Raw genomic sequence first — 26,212 nt, 5'->3', positions numbered from 1 at the left:
CATGAAACAAGCTTTCCTCAGGAGTTTTTTACCGTCAAAGACCGGTTCGGTCTCAATAGTAAACAGGAAGGTCTGGATCCGACCTCCGGGGGCTTACCGTCAGTTCTGTCGCCGACCCGTTCTGCTGGCCGGCGATAGCCACCGATAGAAAACGCAACTTATACTTTTAAAATCAACAATTTAAGTCACTTCTACCGATACCTGACGATAGCCCTCGAAAGACGCTCCGTCATTCCCACTCGATCGTCGCCGGCGGCTTGCTCGACACGTCGTACACCACCCGGTTGATACCGCGCACTTCATTGATGATGCGCGACGACACGCGTGCCAGCAGCGCGTGCGGCAGCGGCGCCCAGTCGGCGGTCATGAAATCGAAGGTCTGCACAGCACGCAGGGCCACCACGTATTCGTAGGTGCGGCCGTCGCCCATCACCCCCACCGACTTCACCGGCAGGAACACCGCGAACGCCTGCGAGGTCATGTCGTACCAGCTCTTGCCGCTGGTGTCGTCGATGGTGCTGCGCAGTTCGTCGATGAAGATCGCGTCGGCGCGGCGCAGCAGGTCGGCGAATTCCTGCTTGATCTCGCCCAGGATGCGCACACCCAGGCCGGGGCCGGGGAACGGATGGCGGTACACCATTTGCGGCGGCAGGCCCAGGGCCACGCCCAGTTCGCGCACTTCGTCCTTGAACAATTCGCGCAGGGGTTCCAGCAGTTGCAGGTTCAGTGTGTCGGGCAGGCCGCCCACGTTGTGGTGCGACTTGATCGAGGTGGCCTTGCCGGTCTTGGCGCCAGCCGATTCGATCACGTCGGGGTAAATGGTGCCCTGGGCCAGCCACCTGGCGCTCTTCAGCTTGGACGCTTCGGACTGGAACACTTCGACGAATTCGCGGCCGATGATCTTGCGCTTGGCTTCGGGGTCGGCCTGGCCGGCCAGCTTGCCCATGAACTGCTCGGTGGCATCGACGTGGATGATCTTCACGCCCATGTTCTCGGCGAAAGTCTGCATCACTTGCTTGCCTTCGTCCAGGCGCAGCAGGCCATGGTCGACGAACACGCAGGTCAGCTGGTCACCGATGGCCTTGTGGATCAGGGCCGCAGCCACCGAAGAATCCACCCCGCCCGACAGGCCCAGGATGACTTCGTCGCTACCCACCTGTTCGCGGATGCGCGCCACCGCTTCGGACACGTAGTCGGGCATGTTCCAGTCGCCCTGGCAGCCGCAGATGTCGTGCACGAAGCGGGCCAGCATGGCCTTGCCTTGCACGGTGTGCGTCACTTCGGGGTGGAACTGCACGGCGTAGAACTTGCGGGTTTCGTCGGCCATGCCGGCGATGGGGCACGACGGGGTCGAGGCCATCAGCTTGAAACCGGGCGGCAGCTCGGTGACCTTGTCGCCGTGGCTCATCCATACCTTCAGCATGCCATGGCCTTCGGGTGTGGTGAAGTCGGCCAGGCCATCCAGCAGCTTGGTATGCCCATGGGCGCGCACCTCGGCGTAGCCGAATTCGCGATGGTCGGAAAAACTGACCGTGCCGCCCAGTTGCTGGGCCATCGACTGCATGCCGTAGCAAATGCCCAGCACCGGCACGCCCAGTTCGAATACGGCGGCCGGCACGCGCAACGAGCCTTCGGCGTATGCCGAGGCATGGCTGCCCGACAGGATGATGCCTTTCAGCCCCTGCCCTGCCTGGTCGCGCACGAAGGTATCGTCGACATCGCCCGGATGGATTTCGGAATAAACGCCGGCTTCGCGGACGCGGCGAGCGATCAGTTGGGTAACTTGCGAACCGTAGTCAAGAATGAGAATGCGCTGGTGGTGCATGAAGACTCTGCCGGTTTGGAAATAAAAGCGCACCGGCCAGAACCGCGGAGTTCTGCCGGTGCGCGATGAATTGCATTGTACTTAGCCGATGCGGATCAGTCGGCGCGGTAGTTGGGTGCTTCCTTGGTGATCTGCACATCGTGCACATGGGACTCTCGGACCCCGGCCGAGGTGATCTCGACAAACTGGGTCTTGGTGCGCATGTCGTCGATGTTGGCGCAGCCGCAATAGCCCATGGAAGCCCGGATACCGCCCACCAATTGGTAGATGATGGCCAGCACGCTGCCCTTGTAGGGCACGCGGCCTTCGATGCCTTCCGGCACCAGCTTGTCGGCGTTGTTGGCCGGATCCTGGAAATAGCGGTCGGCCGAGCCGTCGGACATGGCGCCCAGGCTGCCCATGCCGCGGTACGACTTGTACGAACGGCCCTGGAACAGCACCACTTCGCCGGGGGCTTCTTCGGTGCCGGCGAACATGCCGCCCATCATGCAGGCGAAGGCGCCGGCCGACAGGGCCTTGGCAATGTCGCCCGAATAGCGGATGCCGCCGTCGGCGATCAGGGGCACGCCAGTGCCTTCCAGTGCCTTGGCCACATCGGCGATGGCGGTGATTTGCGGCACGCCCACGCCGGCCACGATGCGGGTGGTGCAGATGGAACCGGGGCCGATGCCGACCTTGACGCCGTCGGCGCCGTGTTCCACCAGCGCACGGGCGGCAGCAGCGGTGGCGATGTTGCCGCCGATGACTTCGACCTTGGGGAAATTCTGCTTGACCCAGCGCACGCGTTCCAGCACGCCGGCCGAATGGCCGTGCGCGGTATCGACGATGATGACGTCGACGCCAGCGGCCGCCAGCTTTTCGACACGTTCTTCGGTGCCGGCCCCCACGCCCACCGCCGCGCCCACGCGCAACTGGCCCTGGGTGTCTTTATTGGCCACCGGGTGTTCGGTGTTCTTGACGATGTCTTTCACGGTGGCCAGGCCACGCAGTTCGAAAGCATCGTTGATGATAAGCACGCGCTCCAGGCGATGCTTGTGCATCAAGGCCTGGGCCTCGTCCAGCGTGGCGCCTTCCTGCATGGTAACCAGACGTTCCTGCGGCGTCATGATGTTGCGCAGGGGCTGGTCCAGGCGGTCTTCGAAGCGCAGGTCGCGGTTGGTGACGATACCCACCACCTTCTTGCCCTCGACCACCGGCAAGCCCGAAAACCCGTGCTGGCGCTGCAATGCGATGGCGTCGCGCACCTTCATGTCGGGCGTGACGGTAACCGGGTCGATGACGATGCCGAACTCGTGGCGCTTGACGCGGGCCACTTCCTTGGCTTGCTCGTCTGCGGTCAGGTTCTTGTGGATGATCCCGATGCCGCCCTCCTGGGCCATGGCGATGGCTAGGCGCGATTCGGTAACGGTGTCCATGGCGGCGGACACAAGCGGGATATTCAGGGTGATGTTGCGGGTAAGGCGGGTGACCAACGAGGTGTCGCGCGGCAACACCTCGGAGTAGGCAGGCACCAACAACACATCGTCGAAGGTGAGCGCTTTTTGGACGAGACGCATGGGGAACTCCGGGCGCAAAGCAAGATTATACGCGCTTGCCATGCTTTTACTAGGTGTTTCCCCGTAGAGGGAATGGCTCAAATACTGTCACACAATTTAACCCGGGTAATATTGACAGCCAATTTTACCCGGCTAATAATTAAAGCTCCAAAACCCAAGGAGAGCCTATGAATGCCATCGACTCCCTATCCGTTTGTACTGCCTTCGACGGCCACCGGCGTATTGCATCGGGCGCCCTGCCCGCGGTGGCACACGCCGTCCGGCTGGCGCTGCAGGCCAATGCCGCCGGGCCGGTTCTGATCTACAGCGATACCACGGGGCAACTGGTCGATATCGACCTGCGCGCTGACCGTACTGTTGGTGCTGGCAATGTTGGCGATGCTGACGTCACCGGCAGCCCCCCGCCCTTGCCGGCTGTTGCGCCGCTGCCTGCCGACTCGCCCCCCGAGGCCCGGGGCCGCGGACGCCCACGGCTGGGAGTTGTATCGCGCGAGGTGACCCTGCTGCCGCGCCACTGGGAATGGCTGGCCGCGCAGCCCGGCGGCGCCTCGGTGGCGCTGCGCAAGCTGGTGGAAGAAGCGCGCCGCACCCGCCAGGAAGACGACCAATTGCGCCAGCGGCAAGAAGCCGCCTACCGCTTCATGTCGTCGATCGCAGGCGACCTGGCGGGCTTCGAAGAAGCCTCTCGCGCATTATTTGCGCAAGACCAGATGCGCTTTGCACAACATGTGGCGGCCTGGCCTTCGGATGTACGCGAGCACGCCACCAAACTGGCATTCGGTACATAGGTATCCCCACGCGCCGCCCGACAGCGGCCTGGCCCGGCAGCATGCCGCGCCAGGCCGCGTGCTTTGGGTACACTGGCGCTTTGCATCCCCTGCCGGCCAGTTTCGCGGCCGCGCCACGCACGATCCCATGTCCCCGATTCCCGATATCCGCCCCGGCCAGTCAGTCGAGCTGCTGAAAGAACTGCACATCCTGACGCGCGACGGCAAGCTGAACCAGGACAGCCGCCGCAAGCTCAAGCAGGTGTACCACCTGTTCCAGTTCATCGAACCCCTGCTGCAAGACGCCAAGGCCGAACGCGGTGCCGTCACGCTGGTGGACCACGGCGCGGGCAAGTCATATCTGGGATTCATCCTGTACGACTTGTACTTCAAGGCGCTGCAAGACCAGTCACACGTCTACGGCATCGAGGCCCGCCCTGAACTGGTTGCCTCGTCGCAGGCGCTGGCCACCCGCCTGGGCTTTGGCGGCATGTCGTTCCTGAACCTGTCGGTGGCCGAATCGATCACATCCCCCCGCCTGCCAGAACAGGTGGACGTGGTCACGGCCCTGCATGCCTGCAACACGGCCACCGACGATGCCATCCGCTTCGCACTGGAAAAGCATGCCAAGGCCATCGTGGTGGTGCCTTGTTGCCAGGCCGAAGTGGCGGCCGTACTGCGCCAGAACAAGGGCCGCGCACTCGCCGATCCGCTGGCCGAGATCTGGCGCCACCCGTTGCACACGCGCGAGTTCGGCAGCCAGATCACCAATGTGCTGCGCTGCCTGCAATTGGAAGCGCACGGCTACCAGGTCAGCGTCACTGAACTGGTGGGCTGGGAACATTCTATGAAGAACGAACTGATCATCGCCCAGTACAAGAACCTGCCCCGCCGCAAGCCGGCCGAGCGGTTGAACGAAATCCTGGAGCGGATCGGGCTGCAAGCGCTGCGCGAGCGGTTCTTCGTGCCGGCGGTGTAGGCGCTGCCCTGGACCGTTCAGCCTGCCGGACATTGGGGGTCCATGGTGCAGGCCCGGGTTTATTTCCAAGGTCCGCGCCCAGCGCCCGCACGCCGCAGGGCAAGATGCAATCGCCGCCTGTAGCGCAAAGGCGTATCGGCGGTGTTGACGGCAAGTTCCACGACCGACGCGGCGCCCGGGCAAATGGCCAGCCGCCCGGGGCGCAAATTGCGCACCAAGCGCAGCACGCATCCATTGCGATCGACAAACGCCGCATCGATGCCGTAGCGCATGCCCAAGGTATGAATTGCCCAACACGGCGACAACCACAAACCTGTACGCGGGCCAGGCGCACGTGCCCGGCACAACAGTCCACGCAGGCGGCCTGGTGCCCCTTGCACACGAACCAGGCGGATACGCCCTGGCGCCAGGCCCCGGCGGATTCGCTTGGCGGTCATTGGGTGGCCTGCCACAACTGCACCGCAAGGGGAAACGCCAGCACAATGAATGTGCAGGGGAAGATGCAACCGATCAACGGCAACAGCATCTTCACCGGAGCTTCCATTGCCAGCTTTTCCGCGCGCTGGAAGCGATCGGTGCGGCATTGGGCGGCGTGTCCGCGCAATACCGCGCCCAGACTCATGCCCAGGCCATCAGCCTGGATCAGCGCGGCAATCCAGCTGCGCACGGCCGGATCGCCGGCACGTTCGGCCAACGCTTTCAGGGCCGTGGCACGCGGCATGCCGGCGCGCATGTCCGCCAGCGCGTGATTCAGTTCCTGGCGCAACGGCCCGGGCGGTCCATGCTGCTCGGCTTGTTGCAAGGCGCCGTGCAACCCCAGGCCAGATTCGACGCACAGCGTCATCATGTCGAGCACGAATGGTAGTTCCCGGCCGATACGCCGGCGCCGCTGCCCCACTCGGCGGCGGGCCCACGCCACCGGCCAACCCCCAGCCAGCAAGGCCCCTGCCATGGCGGCCAGCACCCATGCCTGGGTCAAGCCCAGCCACCACGCCAGGCCGCCGCCGAACGCGGCCCCCGCGGCCACGGCACAGGCCACCAGCGCCGCGGCATGCGCGGCCGTCACCACAGCCGGCAGGCCGGCCTGGGCAATCTGGCGCCCCAGCACGGCGCGCAGGCGCCACGACAACAAGGGCCCGCAAACCAGGGCTGCGGCCGACACCCAGGGCCAGCACAAGCGCCACACCCATGGCATGGCCTTCAACGCGTCTGGCGCCATGGCCGTGCGGATCGCCGGCCGCGCCACCAGCCACGCCCCCATCGCCCCGCCCGCTCCGGCCAGGATCACTGCAAACATGGATAACATCACGAGCCCTGCTAGATATCGATATCGACAATGCGCCGGATCAGCAGCACGCCCGCTGTCTCCAGGGTGGCCACCACGGCCAGCGTCGCCCATCCGAGGGGAGTGTGCCAGAGCACGGCCATGGCATCGGGTTCCATGCCGTCAAGCACGGCAAGCAGCAAGAGCGGCAAGGCGCCGACTATCCATGCCTGCAACCGGCCTTGCGCGGTCAGGGCGCGCACCTTGCCCTGCAACTGCAGGCGTTCGCGCAATGTGCGAGCGATGCCGTCGAGCGTCTCGGCCAGATTGCCTCCTGTGTTGGACGCCACGCGCAATGCGGCAACCACCAGGGCGGTGGCTTCGGCCGGCATGCGTTGGCTCAGGTTCTGCAGTGCTGCGCCGAACGAGACACCCAGGCGCTGTTCGCGCAGCATCAGGCCGAACTCTTGCGCCAGCGGTGCCGGGCTGTGATCCACGATATGGCGCAAGGCGGTAGACACACCGACGCCGGCCCGCAGGGCCGAAGCCAGGGCCAACAAGGCGCCCGGCAATTGCTGCTCGAATCGCGCCAGCCGGCGGCTGCGCAGGCGTTCCACCAATTTGCGGGGCAAGCGGGCCGCGATCACGGCGGCAATGCTGCCCAGCACGGCGTTACCGCTGAGGGCAAAGGTCAACAGCCCGGCTGTGGCCGCCAGCAGCATGGCCCCCAGCCATAATTGGGCGGGGTCGATGAAGAGGAACACTTCGCCAAGCTTGATGCCCGCATCTTGCGTATAGACCTGTCGATAGTGCTGCAAGGCTGGGCCGAACCAGGCTTGCACGCGCCAGGCCAGCAACGCCGTGCAGGCTGTGGACATGGCGATCGCCAGCCAGATCATGACGCCAGTCCTGTTGCCGCGCCATCCATGCCGCCGCAGAACAATTGGGTGTCGAACGCAATGCCGGACGCACGCCAGTCGTCGGCAAAACTGGGAAGCATCCCGCACCCCAGGAACCCTCGGCCGCTTTGGTAACGAAAGAGTTCCTGCAGTTGGATACGACCGCTTTCCAGGCCGGTGATCTCGACGATGGATGTTGCCACACGACGGCCGTCGGACAGGCGCGCCTGCTGCACGATGATGTCGACACTGGCGCCGATATGCTCGCGCACGACAGCCAGCGGCAGGTCCATGCCGGCCATCAGCACCATCGCCTCCAGCCGGCCCAACGCATCGCGCGGTGAGTTCGCGTGCAGCGTCGTCAGCGAGCCTTCATGCCCGGTATTCATGGCGGTCAGCATGTCGAAGGCCTCCGCGCCGCGGCATTCTCCGACCACGATACGATCCGGGCGCATGCGCAAAGCGTTGCGCACCAGGTCGCGGATCTCGATGCGGCCACGATTCTCAAGGTTGGCCGGCCGCGCTTCAAGGGCCACCAGGTGCGCGTGATCCAGCCGCAGCTCGGCAGCATCTTCAATGGTAAGAATGCGTTCATCTTCGGGAATGGCGTTGGACAGGATATTAAGCAATGTGGTCTTGCCCGACCCGGTGCCACCGGACACGACGATATTCTTGCGGCTGCGTACGCACAGCGTCAGGAACTCGGCCATGGCCGGATCGATGGAAGCGGACCGGACCAGATCCGTCATGCGTGGACGCAGGGCCGGGAACTTGCGTATGGTCAGGCTGGCCCCTTTCAACGCCACCGGCGGAATGACCGCGTTGACCCGAGACCCGTCTGGCAGGCGGGCATCCACCATGGGGGCGCTTTCGTCGATACGACGCCCCACCGGCGCCACGATGCGTTCGATGGCCCAGCGTACGGACTGTTCGCTGCTGAAGGCCGCGTCATGCCGCCACAGGCGCCCTGCGCGTTCGATATAGATTTCATCGTGGCGATTGATCATGATTTCGCTGATGCCCGTATCGGCCAGCAAGGGCTCGAGCGGCCCCAGCCCTACGGCCTCGTCGAGCACATCGCGACATAGCGCCGCACGGTCGACCTGCGCGGGAATTTCAGCATCGGCGGCGGCAATGCCGTCGAGCAGGTGTTGTGCCTCGCTGCGCAGCAAGGTATCGCTCATTCCGGCCACATCGCGCCGGCGCAAGTCCAGCGCCTGCAACAAGGCCGCGTGCAGGCGGCGACGGTGCGGCAACAGGGCCAGGGCCGCCAGAGCGGTATCGCCCGGCGTGCCGGGTGGGCCGAGTGGGCCGAGTGGGCCGAGTGGGCCGGGTGCCACCGGGCCCGCGGCAGCCGGCACGGCTGCCTGATCGGCCACCGGCATGTGCGTGCCGCCAGCATCCTCGCCGACCCATCTGACACGCAAGCGACAAGGCCCGATCAGGATATCGTCATCGGGCAGCACCGGCCGATGCACAGTAATGCGGGTCCCGTTGACGAAGGTGCCGCCCAAGGCGCCCAGGTCTTCGAGTTCCAGCATGTGGTTGCGGCCTTCAAGCCGTGCATGGTGCTTGGCCACCCGCCAGTTGGCAATGCGCAAACCACACTGGGCCGCGCGGCCTATCAGCAGGGGCGTATGTGCACGGACCGAACGCTGTTGGCCGTCTTCGAACGTCATGGAAATGTCGAGCATGGTTATCTGGGCCTGTAGTTGTCGATTGCACCTGGGGCCGGTCGCCATTGCGATCCAGGCCCCATATAGGCGCTCCAGTCGGGATCGCCCGGCCCCGGCGCAGCGGTGCCCAGTACCGGGGTATCGGGAAACGCCTGCTTGAGCACATGCCGGCCGCGTTGCACACGCAAGGCGAGTTCGGCATGGTCTTGAGACACAATGCGGGGCGTGACGAAAATCGCCAGTTCGGTTTCCTTGTGCTGAGTACGACGCGACGAAAACAGCGCCCCCAGCAAAGGAATGTCTTGCAGCAAGGGCAGGCCGCTGCGCTCATGCGATCGCTCGCGCGACAAGAAACCGCCCAGCACCAGCGTCTGTCCCGAACGCACGTTGAACTCGGTTGCGGCACGGCGTGTGCGCAAGGCCGGCCCGCCCGACACACTGAGCGAGGTATCGACCGAACTGGCCTCGACTTCGATGCGAGACCGTATGGCGCCATTGCGATCGATACGCGGCGTAATGTTCAACGACACACCGTACGGCTTGAATTCCGTCGTGCTGTTGCCCTGGGCATCTGTCGTGCTGTAGGGCACTTCTCCACCGGCCAGGAACGAGGCAGTGGTACCGCTGCGCGCCAGCAGTTGCGGCTGGGCCAGCATCACGGCTTCGCCGCTCTGGGCCATTGCGGCTATGCGTGCCGAGATCAGCGCATTGACGCCGAAGTAGCCCCCCGCCCCCATGCCTTGCATGGCAAGCGGGGGCGGCTGCCCCGTATCGGCAAGTTGCAGGCTGGACCCCGGCCGCCACACCCCACCCGCGTGCGCGCCGCCTTGCGACACCGCGTCCCATTGCAGGCCGAACTCGCGCAAGCGCGACGTGGGCAGTTCCACGACCTGTACATCGAGCAGCACCATGCTGTCCCAGCCCACCTGGCCGGTGAAGTCGAGGATGCGCGGATAGCGTTGCGCCAGGGCCGACACGCGTGCCCGGTCGTCATCGGCCAGGTCATCGCCTTCGATCACGATATTGCCGCCCACCAGGTTGCTGCGCACATTGGGAATATGGCGCAGCAGCGCCTGCACTTCTTCCTGCATGAGAGTCCAACCCGCAGGCCGCACCTGCACTTCGTAGGCGGCCCCCACCCCGGCTGGCGTCCAGACGTGGACCGACGATGCGCCTTCTTGCCGGGCGAACAGCACGACCTCGCGGCCATCGACCGAGACGGCACTGACCACCTGGCCATTGCCCACCGCCACCCGGGTCACCCCCGCATGGCGCAGCACGTGGGTCTGCCCCACTTCGAGTGTGAGGGTGGCGGCATCGGCTGCCGCCACCTGCCGGGTAGCAGCCAATAACACCATGCCCAGCACCCAAGCGATAACACGCGACAGGCTCATGGTGCCTTGCCCTCCGGGGCGCGAACGTCGTCATCGGCCTCTAGGACCGTTGGCGATAGGTCGGCATCGAGCCGATCGCCGTAGAGTATGGGCACCGCAGGACGCTGGACGGCATCGTTCGCGTCCAGGCCCATCAATGCGGCCAGGTCGCCCGAAGCCGAGGACTGCGGTGCTGCGCCGTCGCCGCGATGGCGCAGCATGGCGGTCAAGGTACCGCTGTGCCGGGCTGCCACCAGCTTGATGGCATCCTGGGCCGAGGCGTCCAGCGTGATGGACGGCGCTGCGTCGACGCCGCCACTCATGGCCAATACGCGCACACCCTGCAGCAAGGGGGCCGTCAAGTGCTGGCCGCGGTGCGCAAAAGATACATAGAGGTCGATCAGGTCGCCGGCCTGCAACAAACCCGATGCCGCGTTGATCTCGTCTGCTGGCAGCGTAACGGCGCGCCGGCCGGCCGACACCAGGTCCGACAAGGGCGTGGCGGCCGGTTCGTGCGCCAAATGGACGTCGAGCAAGGCATCACCCTGCCTGACATCGGTGGTCAGGACGGTACCGACGACATGATCGACCGCATCCGGGTCGAACGTGCCGCTGGAAACCCAGGGCAAGGGGATGTCGCGCACCGCCAAGTGGTCTGCCTGCAAGCGTGTTCCGGCCGGCAGATCGGTGGCCGCGACCAGTTTGTTTACACGGGCGACTTCGGCTTCGCGTTCGATCTCGCGCACCCTGGCCTGGATGTGTTCGCGCGCTGCCCAGGCAGCCAGCAGGCCGGCCGCCAGCGCAAAAGCATAGACACTCAGGGGACGCAGGCGCGGCAGAAGTGAAGAAAAGGCAAATTTCATGGCGTGGCCTCATCGTGCCGCTGCAACAGAATGCCGCTGCCGCCCTGGACAGCCGTAATGACGATGTCGAGCCGTGTGCCGCCGCGTACCCAACGGCCGGAGTCGTCCACCCCGGCATCGGGACGCCAGCCGTCGCGACGCAGGCCATCGATCGTTGCCTGCCGGGCCTGTGCAACGGGCAACGCCAGCGTCCATACCTGGTGCGTCGTCAGCCCGGCCTGGCCGCGACCGCTGAAATCCAGGTGCAGCCGGGCTTCGGCCGGCAACCATGACGGCCGGTTGCGTGCGTGCGTGACCTCGCCACCGACAGCGCCGGCGCCAGGGCGCAATACCGACACGGTGCCCCGCGTAAGACGCGGACCCGCGGGCTCGAGCGCGACGACCCAGGAATCGCCCATTGCCTGCCCTGACAGCATGGCCAGCCCCGGGTAGACCCCCAAATCGGATAACAAGGGATACTGCGCGCTCAGCGCCTGCACCGCCTGAGCGACAGGCATTGGAATCTCGACCAGCCGTATATCGGCCGGTATGCCATACAGCCGCATGTCCTGGCCCAACGATGCTTGCGTGCTGCCGGGCGGCAACGCCAGGCCGCCCAGAGGCGGCACCCCGCCGGGATACGCGGCGGCGCCGCACACGGCGGCACATGCCGCCAGACAGACAGCCACGCCTATACGTGGCCATACCCGATACACGAGCCAACGGGGCCCGGCGCTGCGCGGCTTGCATGTCATGATCAACGCCCCTTTGAGCCGACGCCGGCGGGCGCAAGATCGGCCCATGGCCCCAGCCAATCGATGGACCACGCACCCCTGCCCCATGGCGCATCCACGGGCCGCATGCGTGGATACAAGGCCTGCGCGGCGGACTGGGAACGCTGCGCCGCATCGAGCCAGCCCGCATGCGATAACCCGATACGTTGCACCGTGGCGGCTTCCCCGTACGCATGGCCGGCGTTCTCGGCAAGTACCGTATGGCGCTGCACTGACAGAAAGGCACCGGGTTCGTCGCGACGCGCGAACGGCAAGCTGCGATTTGGATAGACGCGCGCGCGCGCCGCGCGCAGCTGCGGATCGGCGCGCAGCCAATCGTTGGCGAGCACGACAGTTTGCGGGTCGCCGGCCTGGGTATTGGCGTCGATGTGGCGTGAACGTGCGGTGGATATCGTGGCCTGGTTCCAGGGTGGGATATCGGCCTGGCCGCGAGCCGCCGCAAAAGCGGCGTGCCTGCTCAGTTGCGCTGCCTGCAAGCCTTGCATCTGCAGCGCCCCCACGGTGGCGATGCCATGCATGAACAAGGCCAGCAAGGCCAGTGCCAGAACGGTTTCCAGCGTGGCTTGGCCGCGCGATGCGCGACAATGGCATGAAGGCGTCATGGGAGGCTTCGGAAAGAATCGTGCGGCGCGACGGTGCTCAGACGCGCTTGCCAATAGGGGCGAAACAGGTTGGCGAATTCCAGCGCTTTGGCCGTTGAAGATGGCGGCGGCGCAAAATAGGTTTCGGCTGCGCTGGTCACGGTCACGGCTTCGCCCGCCCGCAAGCCGGCATAGGCATAGCGGCCGAGCGGCGCCTTCACATTGCTGGCGGCGTCGGTGGTGGATAAGGCGCTGGCGTTTTGCCGGACCTGGATGGCAAAACGCAAGGGTTGGCCGGACCCGGAAGCATCCAGGTCGTGATAGGACGGCAGCCCTCGGCTGGACCAGCGAGCTCCGCCGGCCATCGCATAGGAATTCGCCATGGGGTTGTCTCGGCCCAGGAGCAGGTTCCAGGAGGTGTTTTCATGCACCCAGCGCCAGAAATCCTGATCCGAGAAGTCTTGGGGCGGCTTGTCGATGTATTCGTTTTCGGCCGGGGCCCGGCGTCCGCCCTGACCCCATCCCATGGCGTATTCGCGGTAGTAGCAACCGATCCAGCGATTGGAACGCAACGCATGGTACGACAGGGTATCCAGCGCCCCCCAACGGCCGTCCTCGCTCAACCAGGTTCCGCCTCGACGACGCAGTTCGTGCCGGCGCGTGGGGCATCTGCGCTGCACGATCCAGTTGCTGTGACGAGTCAGGGTGCGCGGGCGCAGGAAGTCGTAGCGGCCAGCCGCCCGCTCGACGATGCCGCGCAGGCCGGCTGGCGTATTTCCCGCCAGGCGCGTAACGTAACGGGACGGATCGCCAGGTGATTCGGACAGGCGCAACGGCCCGGCCTGCGGCACGGTTTGGTTGCCATAGACAGGATAGTGCTCGGGATAATTCGCATGCAGTACGCGCAGCATGGTCTGGCGCCGGAAATCGGGAAGTTGCGCCACTGCCGATGCCGACACCTGCTGCAGCACCTGATGGACGACCTGGTCGTGCTGCTGGAACGCACGGGCCAGGTCAGGTACCGCGCCGCCGGTGGCCGAGGCCCGCGCGTACGCCGTGCCCAGAGCCGAGCCGAACAACATGGCGATCAGTCCCGCGGGGGGATTGCCGCGCGTGCGCTGTTGCGACTGTGCCTGGCCGAACTGCGCCCACGAAGCCAATGTCACCAGGTGCGCCATGGCTACCTGATGGGCAACTTGCGTACGGTTGACATAGGCCAGCAGATTGAACGTACGGGCCTGCGCCAGTGCACCGCTATAGGCAGCGGCATCGGCCGCCTGGGTCAGGCGGACACGTGCGGCAGCCGTCTGGCCAACGTTGTACAACGCCACCAGGCCGATGCCGCAGACGGCGGCAAACGCCAGAACGATGGGCAGGGCTTGGCCATCCTGCGCTGCCATCGCGCGCCTTCCGGGCATGGCCATGGGTATCACTTGGCGTTGCCCGTAAACGACTTGAGTGTGCGCGCCTTGGTTTGCGCAGCCGCCTTGCCGGCCGCCGACTGCGCGGCGCGCGCTTCGCTGCTGCCATCTTCGCCCGCCAGTTCTCGCGCCATGGCGGCGGTCTGCGAACGCACGACCTGGCCAAACAGTTGGTAAACCGCGATTGCCGCTACGGCGATCAGTGCCACCACGATGATGTATTCGGTCAATTGATCGAAAAGTGAGCCTAGCTCCTTGATATTTCTAGGATTTTCGATACCGCCTGTCTAATTGATGATGAAGTACTTGTTGGCGTAAAACCTTGATTTTTCTAGGGGCATGTTGGAGTTTTAGACAGCCCTGAGCGGTTGCTCGTGGGCTGTCTGCAACAGGCTTATCCACTCATCGTCAAGAAACTGAAATCACATATCGAGAGCCCGTATTGCGGTGAACGGTGATGGTGCTTCCCGCCGCGGCACCGGTGGTACCTCCCACAATAGTGACACCTGCGATGGCCGTGAAAATCGGCACTATCCCATTCGCCAACACCAACTCAAGGCGTGCGCCGACCGGCATTGCCCCCGGATACAAATTGGTCAACTCCATAGTGCGCGCGGCAGTATTGTCCTGAAGCGTGCAGTACACGGGCGTATTGAAACGCTTGTCATTCATGGCTGATGCCATCGTGGTCACGGTGCGCTGAGCCGCGCTACCCCGCTGCAACGTGCCGGAGGTGACATTGAACATTTTGAGAGTCTCCCATTCAACCTCCAAGGCCAGATTCATGCACGCCGTGCTCAGACCAGGAACTGAGAGCGTCGGTACATAGAACAGGGTCGGATTAGGCGCATTGTTGATACGGCAGTTGCGGACCAAGTGCCAGGCGCTGTCATCGTGAAACTCGAACAAAGTCGAGGTTGCCGTGGACTTGGACTGAATATCAACGTTGTCGAAGCACACCCCATGCCACATGGGGCCTGACTGGTACACCGCTCGCTCCACGTTGGTCATCATCATGTCGTGAACCCGGATGCGGTTCGGTTCAAGGATAGTGTCCTCATATGGCCGGGTCGTAAACATGATGGCAGCGCTATTCGCCCCGTTTATCATGCCCGTAATGTCTGCCCTGATGACGCGTGGCGTGTCAACTATGCCACTGGCCGAAGGACCAAAGCGTACACCCCAATGCACATTATGAGCATTGACATTCACCCGCACGTCCTGGGCTCCCCATTCGCTCAACAACACGCCAGCCAGCGTTGTGGCCCCCACCGGATTACCGTACACGGTAGCCTTGATGTCAGCAAAGCGGGCTCGGTTAGTCACCGCGCTGCCCTCGGCGTCATACGACACGACATCGACCTCTACGCCATAGGTGTTGCCATGAGTAGTCAACGCGTTATTCAGGCACTTAAATGCCTTCATCTTCACCCGCGGTCGGATACCGCAGATACTTACGTAGGTTTGGTCGAAGGATTGCGAGCCATACCACCCCTCCAAATCCCAATCGCAGTACCAACTGGACTGGTCCTTGAATGTATTGTACGTAACCCCACCACCAGGGTTGGTCACCGCTCGGGTGGAAAGAGCCCTGATCCGCGCATCATAGACATTGTGCGCCAGGATTCCTACGCCAGGGCCATCCCCGAATTCAAAGGACATTTCGACTTTCGGCTGAAAGACATATCGCATGCGCAATGATATTGGGGAATTTTCGATTGGCTGCTGCGGCGCCCTCACAGTCGGATTGCCCAGCATTTCCAAGGTAGTGAAATTCAGTTTTTGCAAAGTGGAGCGTGTGCGCGTGCCTACATAGGTTTCTTGAGTATTGTCTATGCGGTAGCTCGGGAAAATCAGTGGCGTAGAAGTTGTCAACTCCGTGGAGCTCTCCACCGACTGGACCTGCAATGGCTCGGCGAAGTATGGGTGCGGAGCACTAGCGGTAACTGTTCCCAGTTGCCAATCCTCTCCCGCATCAGCGTGACAACATACCCGCTGCGATATCAGCAAAAACCAATCGCCGGCAACGAGCCCGTGAGCCGTCTCAGTTGTCAATTTCGAATCGCCGCGTGCAGCATTCACCGACAGTGGGACTTCGTCCCCTACATCGCCTAGCGCGAAGAACAGATTTTCTGCCGATGCCCCTGTTCCGTCGAGGACAACTCCTGGAGCAAATCTGAACTTGGCTCCATGAACGTCTATTTCATCCGTCAGCTTATACGTGCCTGAAGGAAACCATACAACATGCCCTGTACTTCGGGAGTACACAGCAGCAGCAATCACTGCCGACGTGCTATCTCCAACACCCTCTCTATCTGCACCAGAAAAATCTAGGAAGCTGATCGCCTCGTTATTTATTTCTGCTTGCGTGCGTCCTGTTCCCCCTAAGATTCCTGGGTTATAGCCAACCAGCGCCGCACCTTTTGTTGGATCAGTTTCATTCGCCAAATCATCGAAGGTCGCCATATCAATCTCGCTCCTCTGGAAGTGGTTATGCCAATATGGCAGGCAACGCAAAACCTATCAGACACCCATGAATCTAGATCAAACTCCTGACACTCTCGTTTCCGGACTGTTGGTCAAAGAGTGCCGCGGCCCCCTGGAACGAGGCCCGAGATCCAACTAGACGCCCTACGCCATTCCGGGTGTGCCAAAGCTCATAGCGATACCCGCTATCCACCCAAACCCGACAGATCGTCCATCCGGGCGCGCCGGCCCAATAGTAGTCATCAGCCTGCCGCCAATCCGCTCCAGAATCGCTCATCATTGCCACCCGTTCGACATGGCAGCCGGCCGCACTATGTAACCGTCTTGACCGCGTCTAGAGGCAATTCTAAGCACGTATATACTGTATGTCCATACAGTATTTTGCAACCACCCCCGCCAGCATGACCGACTACCAGTTCGACCTTCTCGCCCGCCTGTTGGGCATCCCCTCGCCTGCCCGCGCGGCGGCGCGCGCAGTCCTGATCGATGGCGCGGAAACAGTGGCAGCAGCCCAACTGCAAGGCTGCGCCGCCGCTGAACTTACCCAAGCCATGGCAGACATCCTGGCCGCGGAGGTCGATATTCGCGGCGCCTTTGTGCTGCACGGGCCGAACGAATTCCGCGTCACCGTCGGACATCACGATACCCATCGCATGCCGGGTGCGGTCACGCTGGCCGCGGGACAGGAAGTTCGCCTGGTCGCACACTCGACGGAACGGTGGATTCCCGTTCGCGTGTTGTCGGTTCCGGCGCAGGCCGGGGGCTATTACGAGGGAGTTATCGTCGAGCAGCTTGTCACGGCCAGCCGATTCCAGTTCGGCGACCGCGTGCGCTTTGGTGAAGACCAGGTAATGACGCCCGACAGCGCGGCGCGGCCCGGCGTGCCGGCACGTCTGCATCGGCGATTCCAGGGGCGGCGCCCTGGCCACGGTGACCAATAAGTGCATGCCGCTTTCACGTTGCCGCTATGCCAGACTGCACTGTTTGCCTCACCCACCGTTACGGACGCCAGCTCGACCAGAGTGATTGGAGGCCGGTGCCGGGCCCCGTTTCGATGTATTGCATCTACCGAAAGAACCAGCGACGCTGGGTGAATTGCCTGACGGTCGAACACTTTACGCACGGGGGTGCTGTGCCGACACCAATCAAGCGTTCGCGCACGCCTGATTTGATGGATGTTGAGTTGCTCAGCTTCTGTACCGAGCGGGCGTTCATGGTGCGTGGATTCGAGGAAATCGATGGCGCGCGGTATTACCAAGGCTGGTACATCACCTGGGAGCAATGCTAATGTTTCCCTTCAAGGCGACGAATAGATGCGAGAGAGCTGATAGCCACACAGCATGCTCGCCACGATTGTTATCCGGTCATAATCGGAAAGCACCAAGTCAGTACAGTACGAGTGGGCTCCACACAATCACAGCGCGACACTTCAACAAGAGAGCGGTGACATGGGAACTACGTTTGACGATTTGACAAGCCATACAGGGTCTGCGAAGAACACGACGCCGGACGGATCGACACCAGAGTCTGATGGTGCAGTGCGCGACGCCAGGGCTGTATCTGTATCGACAGAAATTCCATGTTTGACTGATTTTTGGCTTCCTGAAGATAACGAAAATTATGCCCCGGCATTCAATCGAGCGGCTGATTTTTCGCGCGCCAATCAAATAGGAATTCTGGTCGACACAAGCTGCGGCGTATACCAGCCCGTAAATATCTCAGGGGCAAAATTCCGTTGCGCATCCGGTGTAATTATTCGCGCAACGGGACTAAACGGCAGCGTGCTGTTTCGCGATAACGGAACGGCCGAGGCAGAACTCCCGATTGCAGCCGGAGTTACGTCCGGCGACACAGCGATATCGACGCTGACGCCTCACGAACTCATCCCTGGCGATTGGGTGCTGCTAACCTCTCAGCGAAGCTGCGCACATGCTGACGCAGGCAAAGATTGGCAATTGGGCACTGTCACAGACCCGGAATCCGATTATCCATATTTTGCCGAGCCTCTGCAGGTAATGACTGTGGAAAGCACTACTACTTTCACAGTGACGCCGATCATCTTTCCGGACTATCGAACGGACAACACACAGGAAACCTACAGCGGGCCTCGGACCCATTCTACGATTCGCAAGATCAATTTCACAACAGGAACCCAATTTATTGGGGGCAGAATTGTGGCGCCTGCCAGGGCGTCACGCATGTTCGATTTCCTCTGGTCTTACATGCCCATAGTAGATTGCGAATTCGATCTAGCCGACGCACCCGGCCAAGCGGTCTATTCGAAATACACCTATGGCGCGAAATGCAAAGCCGTCATCGGACGCCCATTCAACTGGACCATGGTGCTTAGCCACGCTCAGTACAACTCCGTCCGCGATGTCTCAAGTTGGTATGGGGATTACGACATCGAGGAGCGCTACGGATCACAGGGGTATGACCAGACCTATGACGACATCTGCGCGATTCATCCTCGGGTAAGGGTAAAAGCATACGAACCAGTTGAAAGCGGATGTACAACACATGGCAACACCTATGGCATCACGATTGACGCAATGGTGATCGGGCATAAGCGGCAAGCTGTTTCTAATCGTGCAAGATTTGCGAACATCCGAGTGACCTCCATTGGCGAGGCAGGTAACAACAACGCCGATGCCATCAGCCTGGGCGAGTGGGGACAGCAGAATTTGAGACTAGTGCTGGATGTAAAAAACTGCCATTTCGCGGTGCAGTTTTCGCTCAGCCAAGCCAGCATCGACGATAGTCCTGAAACTGTCACTGGTGATATAACCGGGACCGTTGCAAATGCAGTATCTGTTATTCAGTTGGGTAGCCGACTAACCAACGGAGTAAAGCCTGGAAGCTATTGCATCCACGATTTGCAGGTGAACAACTGCCAGTATGTGGTGCTGGGCAGCAGCTACTGGCACGGGTTTCACTTTGAGCGAATAGCTATCAACGGTGACCCATTCGGTACGGAGCGCGGTACGATGTTCAGCTTCGGCGACAACTCTGCGTTCAATTCAGTTCGCAAAGTTACTGCTGACAGCATTAGTGCAAATAGCTTGGTGCGCACCCAGGGCTTGACCGATGCAGCCTTGAACAACGCGGCATTCGGCCTGGCAGTTGACGTAGATTGGTCCACTATAAACCTGACAAATAGCGCGACGCCGCCGCTAGACGGTTCCAAAGCAATAATGACGGCTACCAGAGTTCCCGATGTTGTCGCGCGCAGCGCATTCAACCGCCTGATAGTCTTGAACCTGGTGAACACCTCGTTGGCTCGCACGCTGGTACTAAATACCGATTCAACGTTTCCGGTGGGTGCATACATGGACCTACTCAACCGTGGCGCGCTTTCCTTGCTCGTTTCTCCAGGAACCGGCGTTATTTTGCTAGGAAGCACCGGCCCGTTTGGCACTAACACAAGAACCCGCGTGACGCGTATCGACGAAACCACATACTGGATTGCCTCTCTATAGAAACGAGCAAAACTGTCGCATGATCAAGCACTAGTGCATCCTGCTGAATGGCGCCCTGCTACAGGGCAGACAATTCCGGTCACGTCCGGCATGCTGGCAGCGGCGATGCCCTCTTTCAACTTGCTCTAGATTGGTTCGCAAAGCTGATACCAGGTCCTGTTGATGTCCCGAATCTGGCGCCGAACTGGGGCCGGTGTGGCGCGCACGTCGGCCTGCGTATCGACACCCAGATCGGCCGCACATGAACGCGCACTATTCAACGCCAACACGCTCCCACGTGGTCATACACCCATCGTGACTCCACCGAGCGGGGATGACATCATTTGCCAAGGCTCGGTAACTACGTATAGACGGCACCGCACGGGATCGACACACTGCCGCCCATGACTGAACTGGAACAATGGGAAAAGCGGGCGCCGGACTATGGGCTGGTGCTCCACGAACGCCAGGCGCTTCTGGCGACCGCCGGCATGCTTACGGGTGCGGTAGCGGCGTGTGTGCACGCCCTGGAGCGACCGACCGAGCACGCCGTGCTGACGGTCTTTACCGAGGCATGCCGGCGGGCGGACGGGCCGGGCGAAGCTCCGGTTCGCCGGTAAAATTCCTCCCTCGGTCATCGGACGGCGACAAAGTGATGAGACATGGTGAGCGCAAGGAGACACGTCAGGTTCTAGATGCTATCAGGCGAGGAGATCTGACAACCTATGAGTTGCGGCATTTGCTCATGTTGATTCGCCCGTACGCAGATCTAAAATCCGAACTTCGGGAAGCAGCCCATTATGCGGCCCATGCAGACCGCCGCGACCGGGGCATTCTTGTATCAAATACACTTCGAATTTGGATCGGGATGCAGGTTGTACGTGGAGGTATTCCGCCATTCTACGGAGACCGCGTTCCCGCCCTCATCCCTACGCTTTTGCGCCTCCAGGCTGAGCGCGCAAGTAAAGAACTCCTCGATAAATTCAATTTAAAGCGGCCTGCTCTCGTTAAGCTGCTTGATAAATCTTTCCAACGCATCAAGGGCACCGACTTCTATACGCTGCCACGAGACAACCTTACCCTTGCAGATCGTGTTACGGAAATCAGCAACGCACTGATGCAGAGCGTCGAGGTTGGCCCTGCGTTCTCAGCCACCCTCGTGCTCGATCAACTCGTAAAGCTACTCAAGCAGTTAGGTTTTGATGCGGAAAAAGAACTGCACAACATGCGAACCAAGTTCGAACTGAGCTTGCTGGCGTTGATGCATGGTGCAGAGTACGAACTCGATAAAGATACTGTGGTGCCGACGCACATTGGGCTTTGGCAAGGCAAATTAGCAATCAAAATAACGGTAAAGATACGCGAGCAAAGTAAGGAACTCATCCAAGGCATTAGAATGCATGAGGTAGAGGAATGTGAAACACCTCTAATGGAAACGGAACTGGATGCCGAACGCTGGTGCTCACCAGGACTCGTTGCACATCTAAAGGGGCACCGTCTCCCCCCCGGCCAGGGTCAAACTCACCTCCCCCCGGAAATCGAGATCAATGCGAATGGCGCCCTTGATCTAGTCAGACCGACTTGATGAGGCCTCGTATTGGATGGCGCCCTTTTATCTAGCCTTTACTGGCGCTGATCTCATCCCTCAGCGTGGCCAAGCCTTGACTGTTTCTGTATGTCGGCGGGCGCAGATAGCCCACAGCACCAGCACCTGGTCCTGCATCCAAAGCTGCCAGGCGTCGTAGTCGTCAGGGCTTTGCGGCGGGTCTGGTATCGGCGGGCACGGCGCCGCGAGCTGGCTGTCCAGCGGCGGCACGCTTCGCGGTATGTACTGCGTCGGTGAGGTTCCGCACGCGGTCAGCGTCAGGACGGCAGCCAGCAGGTAGTGGTTTCGCATCTTTCAGGGCCTTGGAGATAATTCCGATCTGGGCCGGCAGTTGTTCGGCGGTTTCGCTGGCTCGTCGGGCCGCCGCGGCAACCCCCTGGAGGTCAGCGGTTAGCTGACTGAGGGAGACAGTCGCCGCGCTGGCCTGGGCCTGAGCCTGATCCCGCTGGCAATCGGCGATCTTGACCCCCAGGCGCCATTCCTGGGCCACACCGACCACTACCCCCATCACCAGGGCACCAGCCGCGCCGGCGACCGCATAGCCCCGCCAGCCGGCAAGTTTTCTGAGAATATTGATTATCATGGTCCGTCCAGCCATTTAGGCGCCCGCCTCGGAGCTTTCGGCTTCTGAGGCTCTAGCGCATCGCCCAGATCCTTCGCCGCTTCCTTGGCCGTGGACGCTGCGGCTCGAGCCGTAGTAGCCGCGCCTTTGGCCGCGGTGACGGCACTGCGCGCACCAGTTGCAGCGCCGGTCGCTGCTTGGGCCGCGTCCTCTGCTTTGGATACGGCTTCCTGAGCGGCGTGTACTGCGGTGCCGGCCTGGTCCACCAATGGAGGAAGTCGATCCTGGATGATGACCAGTAAGCTCCTATTGACCTCGATCAGACGTGCAACCTCTTCCTGGTGGCTAGCCTTTATCGACGCCAGGGTGCGATCGAACCAGATATAGAGCGGCGCCCCGCAGATCATGCCGCCTAGGCAGAGAATCCCCAAGTACGCTAGCCATACCTTCAGCGCTCGCAGAAGATGGCTGGCTCGCTCTGCGTCGCAACGGCACAGTCGTTCAAGCACCTTGCCCATGGTCTCCCCTCTCATCGAATGGCACGGGCGGCGGCTCGCCCGTGACCTGCGCAATGCGAACCCGCGCCTCGTGAAGTTGGTACTTCAGCAGCCTGATATCACCCTTCATTGCCGCCCAATCCCGCCGCATTTCCTGAAGTTGTCCGTCCAGTTCGATTGCCCGCTGCTTCCATTGATCGCGTTCGGCGGTGATCGTTGCCAGTGCATTGCCGGATGCCGCCGCACTCGCCACGCTGTTGTCCAGGATCCGCATGAGAAACGGCACCAGCCATTTCCCAACAAACCCGGCAACCAGCACGGCTAGACCTCCATAGGTCCACTTTTCGAGATCCATCGCCTCTCCCCATGGCAGTCTCTACTGTCCGAAGACGACGCGTGCCGCCTCAAATCTCCGCTGGCGGTCGACCCACCCATTGGGCAACCCGTTCGCGTTCTTGCCGTTCACTCGAATCGACAGGCGTAAAAAATCGCCGGTGTCGGCGATCTCGTTACAGCCATTGTTGAACCACCACCAGCCGCTGCCCCTCGCAGCGTCTACTGGCCTTTCCAGCCATTCTGGATTGGATACGTAAACCATGCCCAGGCCATCCGATAGGGCTTGGTAGTTCGCGCGGCCAGTAACCTGGATCAGGCCCCGCCCACGGAATCTAAAGCCGTCGCCCGGCTGGGTATTGCCAAGGTCCTTGCGGCCCTCGTAGCGCAATTGCGCTGACGTTGGTCCCCAGATCTCGCGCGTATGCACGAATCCCGCCGACTCATGGCCGATGGTGGCTATGAACATGGCCGCACGCAGAGGCGAAACGATGGCGAACTCCATCATGGCCCGCTCTACGGGGTCATACCACTTGGCTGCCATTGGCTGGGCCAAGGCCGCCGCACGGGCGAAGTCTCGCTCCATCACAGCGAACCCTAAGCGAGCGAGATCCCAGATCGATCTGATAGATATTGCCAGATCAGGTCCCGTGCCCGCGACCATTTCGGCAGAGTGAGGTCGGCCGCTACTAGCATCGAGATCCCTACCGCTCCCTCAAACATCCCGCTACCGCTAAGCGTGCCGCCTAGAAAGCGAAGGGATGTCACTGTCGGCGCATTCTGGTCATTAGGGTTACTCGCGACGGCCGAACTATTCTTCAGTAGAGTTACCCCGTTTTCGGTCGAAAACGAGCTTGCCGCAATAATGTTGGTGTCAAGGCTACCGCCGGCAGCCTCCTCAATTCGGACAGTAACGTTGGGACCGTTGAAGACAACAAGTCGGCCATCGGAGAACACCCCAAGGTTCGGCCCGTAGGTGCCGGCACCGACAGGCGAGAGCGCCAACATATTGGAGCCACTGGGAGGAACCCTGGGCCGCATCGTACACAGGAAGGTGTATTCAGACTCATCGAAATCAAACGGCCCGAACCAGAACCTTGTGGTCGTAATAGTGGGCGTACCATTGATCTCTGTGGAATGGGACCAAGCCGGCGGGGGAGTAGCGCTATTGCTGGGCACGGCAGGGTGACGAATGCCGGACGCACGGTCCCGCATGCTTTGGTGAGCCCGCGAGAACTTCTCGCGCGGGTCGAACCAGAACCTGATGATCGGTACGCCGTTGGCGTCGCATAGTTGCCCCAGCGTTTCCTCGATGGACAGCGGAGGCGGGACTTGGCCGAAGCCCATATCACCGTATGATTCGCGATAGATCGTGATGCGTTTCATGATTTAGGCCTTGATTTCGGTTTGAGCGGTTTCGTAAGCAACGGCGGAAGCTGAGAGGCCAAAGCGGCCGAAGACGCCGGCATCGGTTTCAAGGCCGATCAGCGATTCATCAGCGTAGAAATTGCTGGACCCCGCAGACAGGAAGGCGTAGCCCATGGACGGCCTGGCGTGCTTGGTGAACAGGAACGCGCTGTCGGCTGCGCCCTGCACCCCATCAGGAGACCAGGTGTACCCGCCGTGGAATGCATAGGAATCACCGGCCGCCATGGTGAAACTTCCGTCTTGACGCTCCACCACGGAGTGATAAAACTTCCACGTGCCGCCCGAATTGCGGTAAGCCAGCGGCCAGGAGCCCGCTACTTGGGATGCATCCCCGAAGCCGAAACCCCGGTTGATCCAGGAAGTCTGAAACCCCCGACCGGGCTGGTATAGCGACGTGGCCCAGACATTCGGCGCGGCAGTCTTGGAGGCAGAATTGGTGAACGAAGCCTTCGGGATCCGCGCCTGAGCCGTGTCGTTGTAGTGGTGGCCGCTCGTGTCGAAGCCGTTGCCCGTCATTTGGAACCCGCCATCTCGATAGACCGTGATAGCTTCGCGTGCCCAAGTTTCTATGAAGGCCTCGATAGATAGCGGCGTGATGATGGTGTCGGTGTAAACGTCCTTGGTGAAGCGGCGGTCTCCATCAGCCAAAGTGGTGTTGTAGGACGTAACCTCGTCTTGCCAGCCGAATCTAACGCGCTTCGCGTATCCCGAGAACGTCTCACCGGCCAGAAGCCTTCGCCCATCGATCACCATATAGTGCGATACCGTCTGAGCTGTTGTTTCACCGCCCACTTCATGCGATCCGCCCGTACTGACTTTGCTTGTCGCATCGCCGCCAGTTACCGCAGCATCCTGGCGCGGCGGGAACCAATCGGTCGATGTGACTGCCACAACAGTTCCGGCAGCGGTGATATCAGGGCCAGCTACGTCTTCGAAATGGTCAACATTAATGATGTTGTTCGGGCCGTGTGGTGCCAAATGCACTCGCCACCATCTGTTAGCCCCAAACCATGAAGTGAACGCCAGAGTCCTGCTATCGAAATCGGCCGTGACATACATCGGACCGTTCAATGTTGCAGTCACTTCCCCGCCTCCAACGGTCGGCAGACCACCAATGACCCACCCGTCTATGTCAAGAATCCCGCCGTCACTGTCGTCTGCGTCGCTGTCGTAAGGGGCCAGGATGATCAGGGCTTCGTTATCCTTTATGGACGACAAGACACGCGCCGCAGGAACGCCACCAATAACCCACCCTTCGGCATCCACAATGGCACCATCCGAGCCATCCGAATCGCTGTCGTAAGGGGACCAGCGTGCCGGCTCTCGCGTAAATGAGAACTCGAGTGCCTGATTGGCGATGGCCACCGCCCCATTAACCGCCTCCAGGCTCGGAAACGTGCCGATCAGTAATGCGGACCCAGACGAATTCTCGTAAAGATCAAACAAGCCGCCGCGCTGGCCTGATGGCGCGACGGAGAAAAAGTCGCCATCCTCTGTAGCGTCAAGCCCCTCTTGAACGGTCTCGAATGGGCCGCCGCCTACCGTGACAAAGACCGCCGAAAGATTGACATCTGGCCAATCGATAGATGGCTTGATTGACGTAATCCGATACAGCCCGGGAAGAGCGTAGAAATAGGCGTACCCATTTTCGTCAGCCGTAACTGTTCCGGTCGGATAAGGCTGCGTCCCGTCGCGATCTCGGTAGACCGTGACGATCGCTTGATCCGACATACGGCGAATCGTCAGAACGGCCCCAGGCTGCACATTCCCGCGCCTGTCCACAATGGTGGATTGCCAACGAATCAGCATTGGTTCACCCAATAAAAAAGCCCGCCGAAGCGGGCTGTACTCAAAAGAAAACCCG

At 61.6% G+C, this 26,212-nt stretch carries 24 protein-coding genes; 6 read left to right on the top strand and 18 right to left on the bottom strand.

The genetic code is table 11. The features are described from left to right. Positions 1–229 precede the first annotated feature (229 nt). Positions 230–1,825, bottom strand: a complete 1,596-nt coding sequence (guaA, locus tag KW845_RS06325) for a glutamine-hydrolyzing GMP synthase (RefSeq protein WP_218368288.1) — start codon at positions 1,823–1,825, stop codon at positions 230–232. Positions 1,826–1,920: 95 nt separating this feature from the next. Beyond that, the gene (gene guaB / locus KW845_RS06320) at positions 1,921–3,381 is read right to left on the bottom strand and encodes an IMP dehydrogenase (protein ID WP_218368287.1); all 1,461 of its coding nucleotides are present in this window, start codon (positions 3,379–3,381) and stop codon (positions 1,921–1,923) included. Positions 3,382–3,548: 167 nt separating this feature from the next. On the opposite strand from guaB, the gene KW845_RS06315 reads away from it, so the two are divergent. Continuing rightward, the gene (locus KW845_RS06315; RefSeq protein ID WP_218368286.1) at positions 3,549–4,169 is read left to right on the top strand and encodes a DUF2239 family protein; all 621 of its coding nucleotides are present in this window, start codon (positions 3,549–3,551) and stop codon (positions 4,167–4,169) included. 127 nt (positions 4,170–4,296) lie between these two features. Further along, positions 4,297–5,127 (top strand): SAM-dependent methyltransferase, encoded by an 831-nt coding sequence (locus tag KW845_RS06310; protein WP_218368285.1) that lies wholly within the window; start codon positions 4,297–4,299, stop codon positions 5,125–5,127. Positions 5,128–5,560: 433 nt separating this feature from the next. Here KW845_RS06310 and KW845_RS06300 read toward each other — a convergent pair whose 3' ends face one another. From KW845_RS06300 to KW845_RS06255, 10 genes are all read right to left on the bottom strand, one after another. Then, the gene (locus KW845_RS06300; protein WP_255592397.1) at positions 5,561–6,424 is read right to left on the bottom strand and encodes a type II secretion system F family protein; all 864 of its coding nucleotides are present in this window, start codon (positions 6,422–6,424) and stop codon (positions 5,561–5,563) included. A gap of 20 nt (positions 6,425–6,444) precedes the next feature. Further along, positions 6,445–7,290, bottom strand: coding sequence for a type II secretion system F family protein (locus tag KW845_RS06295; RefSeq protein WP_218368283.1), 846 nt, complete (start codon positions 7,288–7,290; stop codon positions 6,445–6,447). Then, positions 7,287–8,984 (bottom strand): ATPase, T2SS/T4P/T4SS family, encoded by a 1,698-nt coding sequence (locus KW845_RS06290; RefSeq protein WP_218368282.1) that lies wholly within the window; start codon positions 8,982–8,984, stop codon positions 7,287–7,289. Before KW845_RS06290 ends, KW845_RS06295 begins: the two co-directional genes overlap by 4 nt. A gap of 2 nt (positions 8,985–8,986) precedes the next feature. After that, positions 8,987–10,360, bottom strand: coding sequence for a pilus assembly protein N-terminal domain-containing protein (locus KW845_RS06285; RefSeq protein ID WP_218368281.1), 1,374 nt, complete (start codon positions 10,358–10,360; stop codon positions 8,987–8,989). Further along, on the bottom strand, positions 10,357–11,202 hold the full coding sequence (gene cpaB / locus KW845_RS06280; RefSeq protein WP_218368280.1) for a Flp pilus assembly protein CpaB: 846 nt from the start codon (positions 11,200–11,202) through the stop codon (positions 10,357–10,359). The genes KW845_RS06285 and cpaB overlap by 4 nt, the downstream gene beginning before the upstream one ends. Continuing rightward, positions 11,199–11,870 carry a hypothetical protein gene (locus KW845_RS06275; RefSeq protein ID WP_218368279.1) on the bottom strand — a complete coding sequence of 224 codons (672 nt, stop codon included), beginning with the start codon at positions 11,868–11,870 and terminating at the stop codon, positions 11,199–11,201. Before KW845_RS06275 ends, cpaB begins: the two co-directional genes overlap by 4 nt. Before the next feature lie 68 nt (positions 11,871–11,938). Beyond that, positions 11,939–12,577, bottom strand: coding sequence for a hypothetical protein (locus KW845_RS06270; protein WP_218368278.1), 639 nt, complete (start codon positions 12,575–12,577; stop codon positions 11,939–11,941). Then, positions 12,574–13,956 carry a hypothetical protein gene (locus KW845_RS06265; RefSeq protein ID WP_218368277.1) on the bottom strand — a complete coding sequence of 461 codons (1,383 nt, stop codon included), beginning with the start codon at positions 13,954–13,956 and terminating at the stop codon, positions 12,574–12,576. Before KW845_RS06265 ends, KW845_RS06270 begins: the two co-directional genes overlap by 4 nt. 29 nt (positions 13,957–13,985) lie before the next feature. Then, on the bottom strand, positions 13,986–14,207 hold the full coding sequence (locus KW845_RS06260) for a hypothetical protein (protein ID WP_218368276.1): 222 nt from the start codon (positions 14,205–14,207) through the stop codon (positions 13,986–13,988). Between the two features lie 178 nt (positions 14,208–14,385). Then, entirely contained in the window at positions 14,386–16,443 is a 2,058-nt protein-coding gene (locus KW845_RS06255; protein WP_218368275.1) for a hypothetical protein, read from the bottom strand. Positions 16,444–16,865: 422 nt separating this feature from the next. Between KW845_RS06255 and KW845_RS29450 the strand changes: the two genes are divergently transcribed. The 4 genes from KW845_RS29450 (at position 16,866) to KW845_RS06235 (ending at position 21,507) form a co-directional block, all read left to right on the top strand. Continuing rightward, positions 16,866–17,405: an alpha/beta hydrolase gene (locus KW845_RS29450; RefSeq protein WP_255592396.1), complete on the top strand. Its 540-nt coding sequence runs from the start codon at positions 16,866–16,868 to the stop codon at positions 17,403–17,405. Between the two features lie 507 nt (positions 17,406–17,912). Beyond that, positions 17,913–19,943 (top strand): hypothetical protein, encoded by a 2,031-nt coding sequence (locus tag KW845_RS06245; RefSeq protein WP_218368274.1) that lies wholly within the window; start codon positions 17,913–17,915, stop codon positions 19,941–19,943. Between the two features lie 383 nt (positions 19,944–20,326). Then, entirely contained in the window at positions 20,327–20,542 is a 216-nt protein-coding gene (locus tag KW845_RS06240; RefSeq protein WP_218368273.1) for a hypothetical protein, read from the top strand. Positions 20,543–20,667: 125 nt separating this feature from the next. Then, positions 20,668–21,507: a hypothetical protein gene (locus KW845_RS06235; protein WP_218368272.1), complete on the top strand. Its 840-nt coding sequence runs from the start codon at positions 20,668–20,670 to the stop codon at positions 21,505–21,507. A 163-nt stretch (positions 21,508–21,670) separates the two neighbouring features. On the opposite strand, the gene KW845_RS06230 is transcribed toward KW845_RS06235, so the two are convergent. The 6 genes from KW845_RS06230 to KW845_RS06205 all read right to left on the bottom strand — a co-directional run bounded on the left by KW845_RS06230 (position 21,671) and on the right by KW845_RS06205 (position 26,157). Further along, positions 21,671–22,111 carry a hypothetical protein gene (locus KW845_RS06230; protein ID WP_218368271.1) on the bottom strand — a complete coding sequence of 147 codons (441 nt, stop codon included), beginning with the start codon at positions 22,109–22,111 and terminating at the stop codon, positions 21,671–21,673. Further along, a complete protein-coding gene (locus KW845_RS06225; RefSeq protein WP_218368270.1) occupies positions 22,108–22,608 on the bottom strand; it encodes a hypothetical protein in 501 nt (166 codons plus the stop codon). The genes KW845_RS06230 and KW845_RS06225 overlap by 4 nt, the downstream gene beginning before the upstream one ends. Next, positions 22,592–22,942 carry a hypothetical protein gene (locus KW845_RS06220; protein WP_218368269.1) on the bottom strand — a complete coding sequence of 117 codons (351 nt, stop codon included), beginning with the start codon at positions 22,940–22,942 and terminating at the stop codon, positions 22,592–22,594. The genes KW845_RS06225 and KW845_RS06220 overlap by 17 nt, the downstream gene beginning before the upstream one ends. A gap of 21 nt (positions 22,943–22,963) precedes the next feature. Further along, entirely contained in the window at positions 22,964–23,428 is a 465-nt protein-coding gene (locus KW845_RS06215; RefSeq protein ID WP_218368268.1) for a glycoside hydrolase family 19 protein, read from the bottom strand. Positions 23,429–23,517: 89 nt separating this feature from the next. Further along, entirely contained in the window at positions 23,518–24,306 is a 789-nt protein-coding gene (locus KW845_RS06210) for a hypothetical protein (protein ID WP_218368267.1), read from the bottom strand. Positions 24,307–24,309: 3 nt separating this feature from the next. Beyond that, positions 24,310–26,157: a hypothetical protein gene (locus KW845_RS06205; RefSeq protein ID WP_218368266.1), complete on the bottom strand. Its 1,848-nt coding sequence runs from the start codon at positions 26,155–26,157 to the stop codon at positions 24,310–24,312. Positions 26,158–26,212 lie beyond the last annotated feature (55 nt).

The organism is Bordetella sp. BOR01 (assembly GCF_019218885.1).
Taxonomy (GTDB): Bacteria; Pseudomonadota; Gammaproteobacteria; order Burkholderiales; family Burkholderiaceae_B; genus Bordetella_A.
The sequence above is the reverse complement of the archived record's forward strand: the minus strand, read 5'-3'. Positions and strand labels throughout refer to the sequence as shown.

Excerpts from the sequence above, each read along its gene's own strand:
- guaA (WP_218368288.1), bottom strand. The coding sequence starts at position 1,825 with ATGCACCACCAGCGCATTCTCATTCTTGACTACGGTTCGCAAGTTACC.
- KW845_RS06210 (WP_218368267.1), bottom strand. The coding sequence starts at position 24,306 with ATGAAACGCATCACGATCTATCGCGAATCATACGGTGATATGGGCTTC.
- KW845_RS06240 (WP_218368273.1), top strand. The coding sequence starts at position 20,327 with ATGACTGAACTGGAACAATGGGAAAAGCGGGCGCCGGACTATGGGCTG.
- KW845_RS06310 (WP_218368285.1), top strand. The coding sequence starts at position 4,297 with ATGTCCCCGATTCCCGATATCCGCCCCGGCCAGTCAGTCGAGCTGCTG.
- KW845_RS06300 (WP_255592397.1), bottom strand. The coding sequence starts at position 6,424 with ATGTTTGCAGTGATCCTGGCCGGAGCGGGCGGGGCGATGGGGGCGTGG.
- KW845_RS06205 (WP_218368266.1), bottom strand. The coding sequence starts at position 26,157 with ATGCTGATTCGTTGGCAATCCACCATTGTGGACAGGCGCGGGAATGTG.
- KW845_RS06220 (WP_218368269.1), bottom strand. The coding sequence starts at position 22,942 with ATGGATCTCGAAAAGTGGACCTATGGAGGTCTAGCCGTGCTGGTTGCC.
- KW845_RS06225 (WP_218368270.1), bottom strand. The coding sequence starts at position 22,608 with ATGGGCAAGGTGCTTGAACGACTGTGCCGTTGCGACGCAGAGCGAGCC.
- KW845_RS06270 (WP_218368278.1), bottom strand. The coding sequence starts at position 12,577 with ATGACGCCTTCATGCCATTGTCGCGCATCGCGCGGCCAAGCCACGCTG.
- KW845_RS06295 (WP_218368283.1), bottom strand. The coding sequence starts at position 7,290 with ATGATCTGGCTGGCGATCGCCATGTCCACAGCCTGCACGGCGTTGCTG.
- KW845_RS06255 (WP_218368275.1), bottom strand. The coding sequence starts at position 16,443 with ATGGCGACCTTCGATGATTTGGCGAATGAAACTGATCCAACAAAAGGT.
- guaB (WP_218368287.1), bottom strand. The coding sequence starts at position 3,381 with ATGCGTCTCGTCCAAAAAGCGCTCACCTTCGACGATGTGTTGTTGGTG.
- cpaB (WP_218368280.1), bottom strand. The coding sequence starts at position 11,202 with ATGAAATTTGCCTTTTCTTCACTTCTGCCGCGCCTGCGTCCCCTGAGT.
- KW845_RS06215 (WP_218368268.1), bottom strand. The coding sequence starts at position 23,428 with ATGATGGAGTTCGCCATCGTTTCGCCTCTGCGTGCGGCCATGTTCATA.
- KW845_RS06315 (WP_218368286.1), top strand. The coding sequence starts at position 3,549 with ATGAATGCCATCGACTCCCTATCCGTTTGTACTGCCTTCGACGGCCAC.
- KW845_RS06230 (WP_218368271.1), bottom strand. The coding sequence starts at position 22,111 with ATGATAATCAATATTCTCAGAAAACTTGCCGGCTGGCGGGGCTATGCG.
- KW845_RS06245 (WP_218368274.1), top strand. The coding sequence starts at position 17,913 with ATGGGAACTACGTTTGACGATTTGACAAGCCATACAGGGTCTGCGAAG.
- KW845_RS06290 (WP_218368282.1), bottom strand. The coding sequence starts at position 8,984 with ATGCTCGACATTTCCATGACGTTCGAAGACGGCCAACAGCGTTCGGTC.
- KW845_RS06265 (WP_218368277.1), bottom strand. The coding sequence starts at position 13,956 with ATGGCAGCGCAGGATGGCCAAGCCCTGCCCATCGTTCTGGCGTTTGCC.
- KW845_RS29450 (WP_255592396.1), top strand. The coding sequence starts at position 16,866 with ATGACCGACTACCAGTTCGACCTTCTCGCCCGCCTGTTGGGCATCCCC.
- KW845_RS06285 (WP_218368281.1), bottom strand. The coding sequence starts at position 10,360 with ATGAGCCTGTCGCGTGTTATCGCTTGGGTGCTGGGCATGGTGTTATTG.
- KW845_RS06235 (WP_218368272.1), top strand. The coding sequence starts at position 20,668 with ATGTTGATTCGCCCGTACGCAGATCTAAAATCCGAACTTCGGGAAGCA.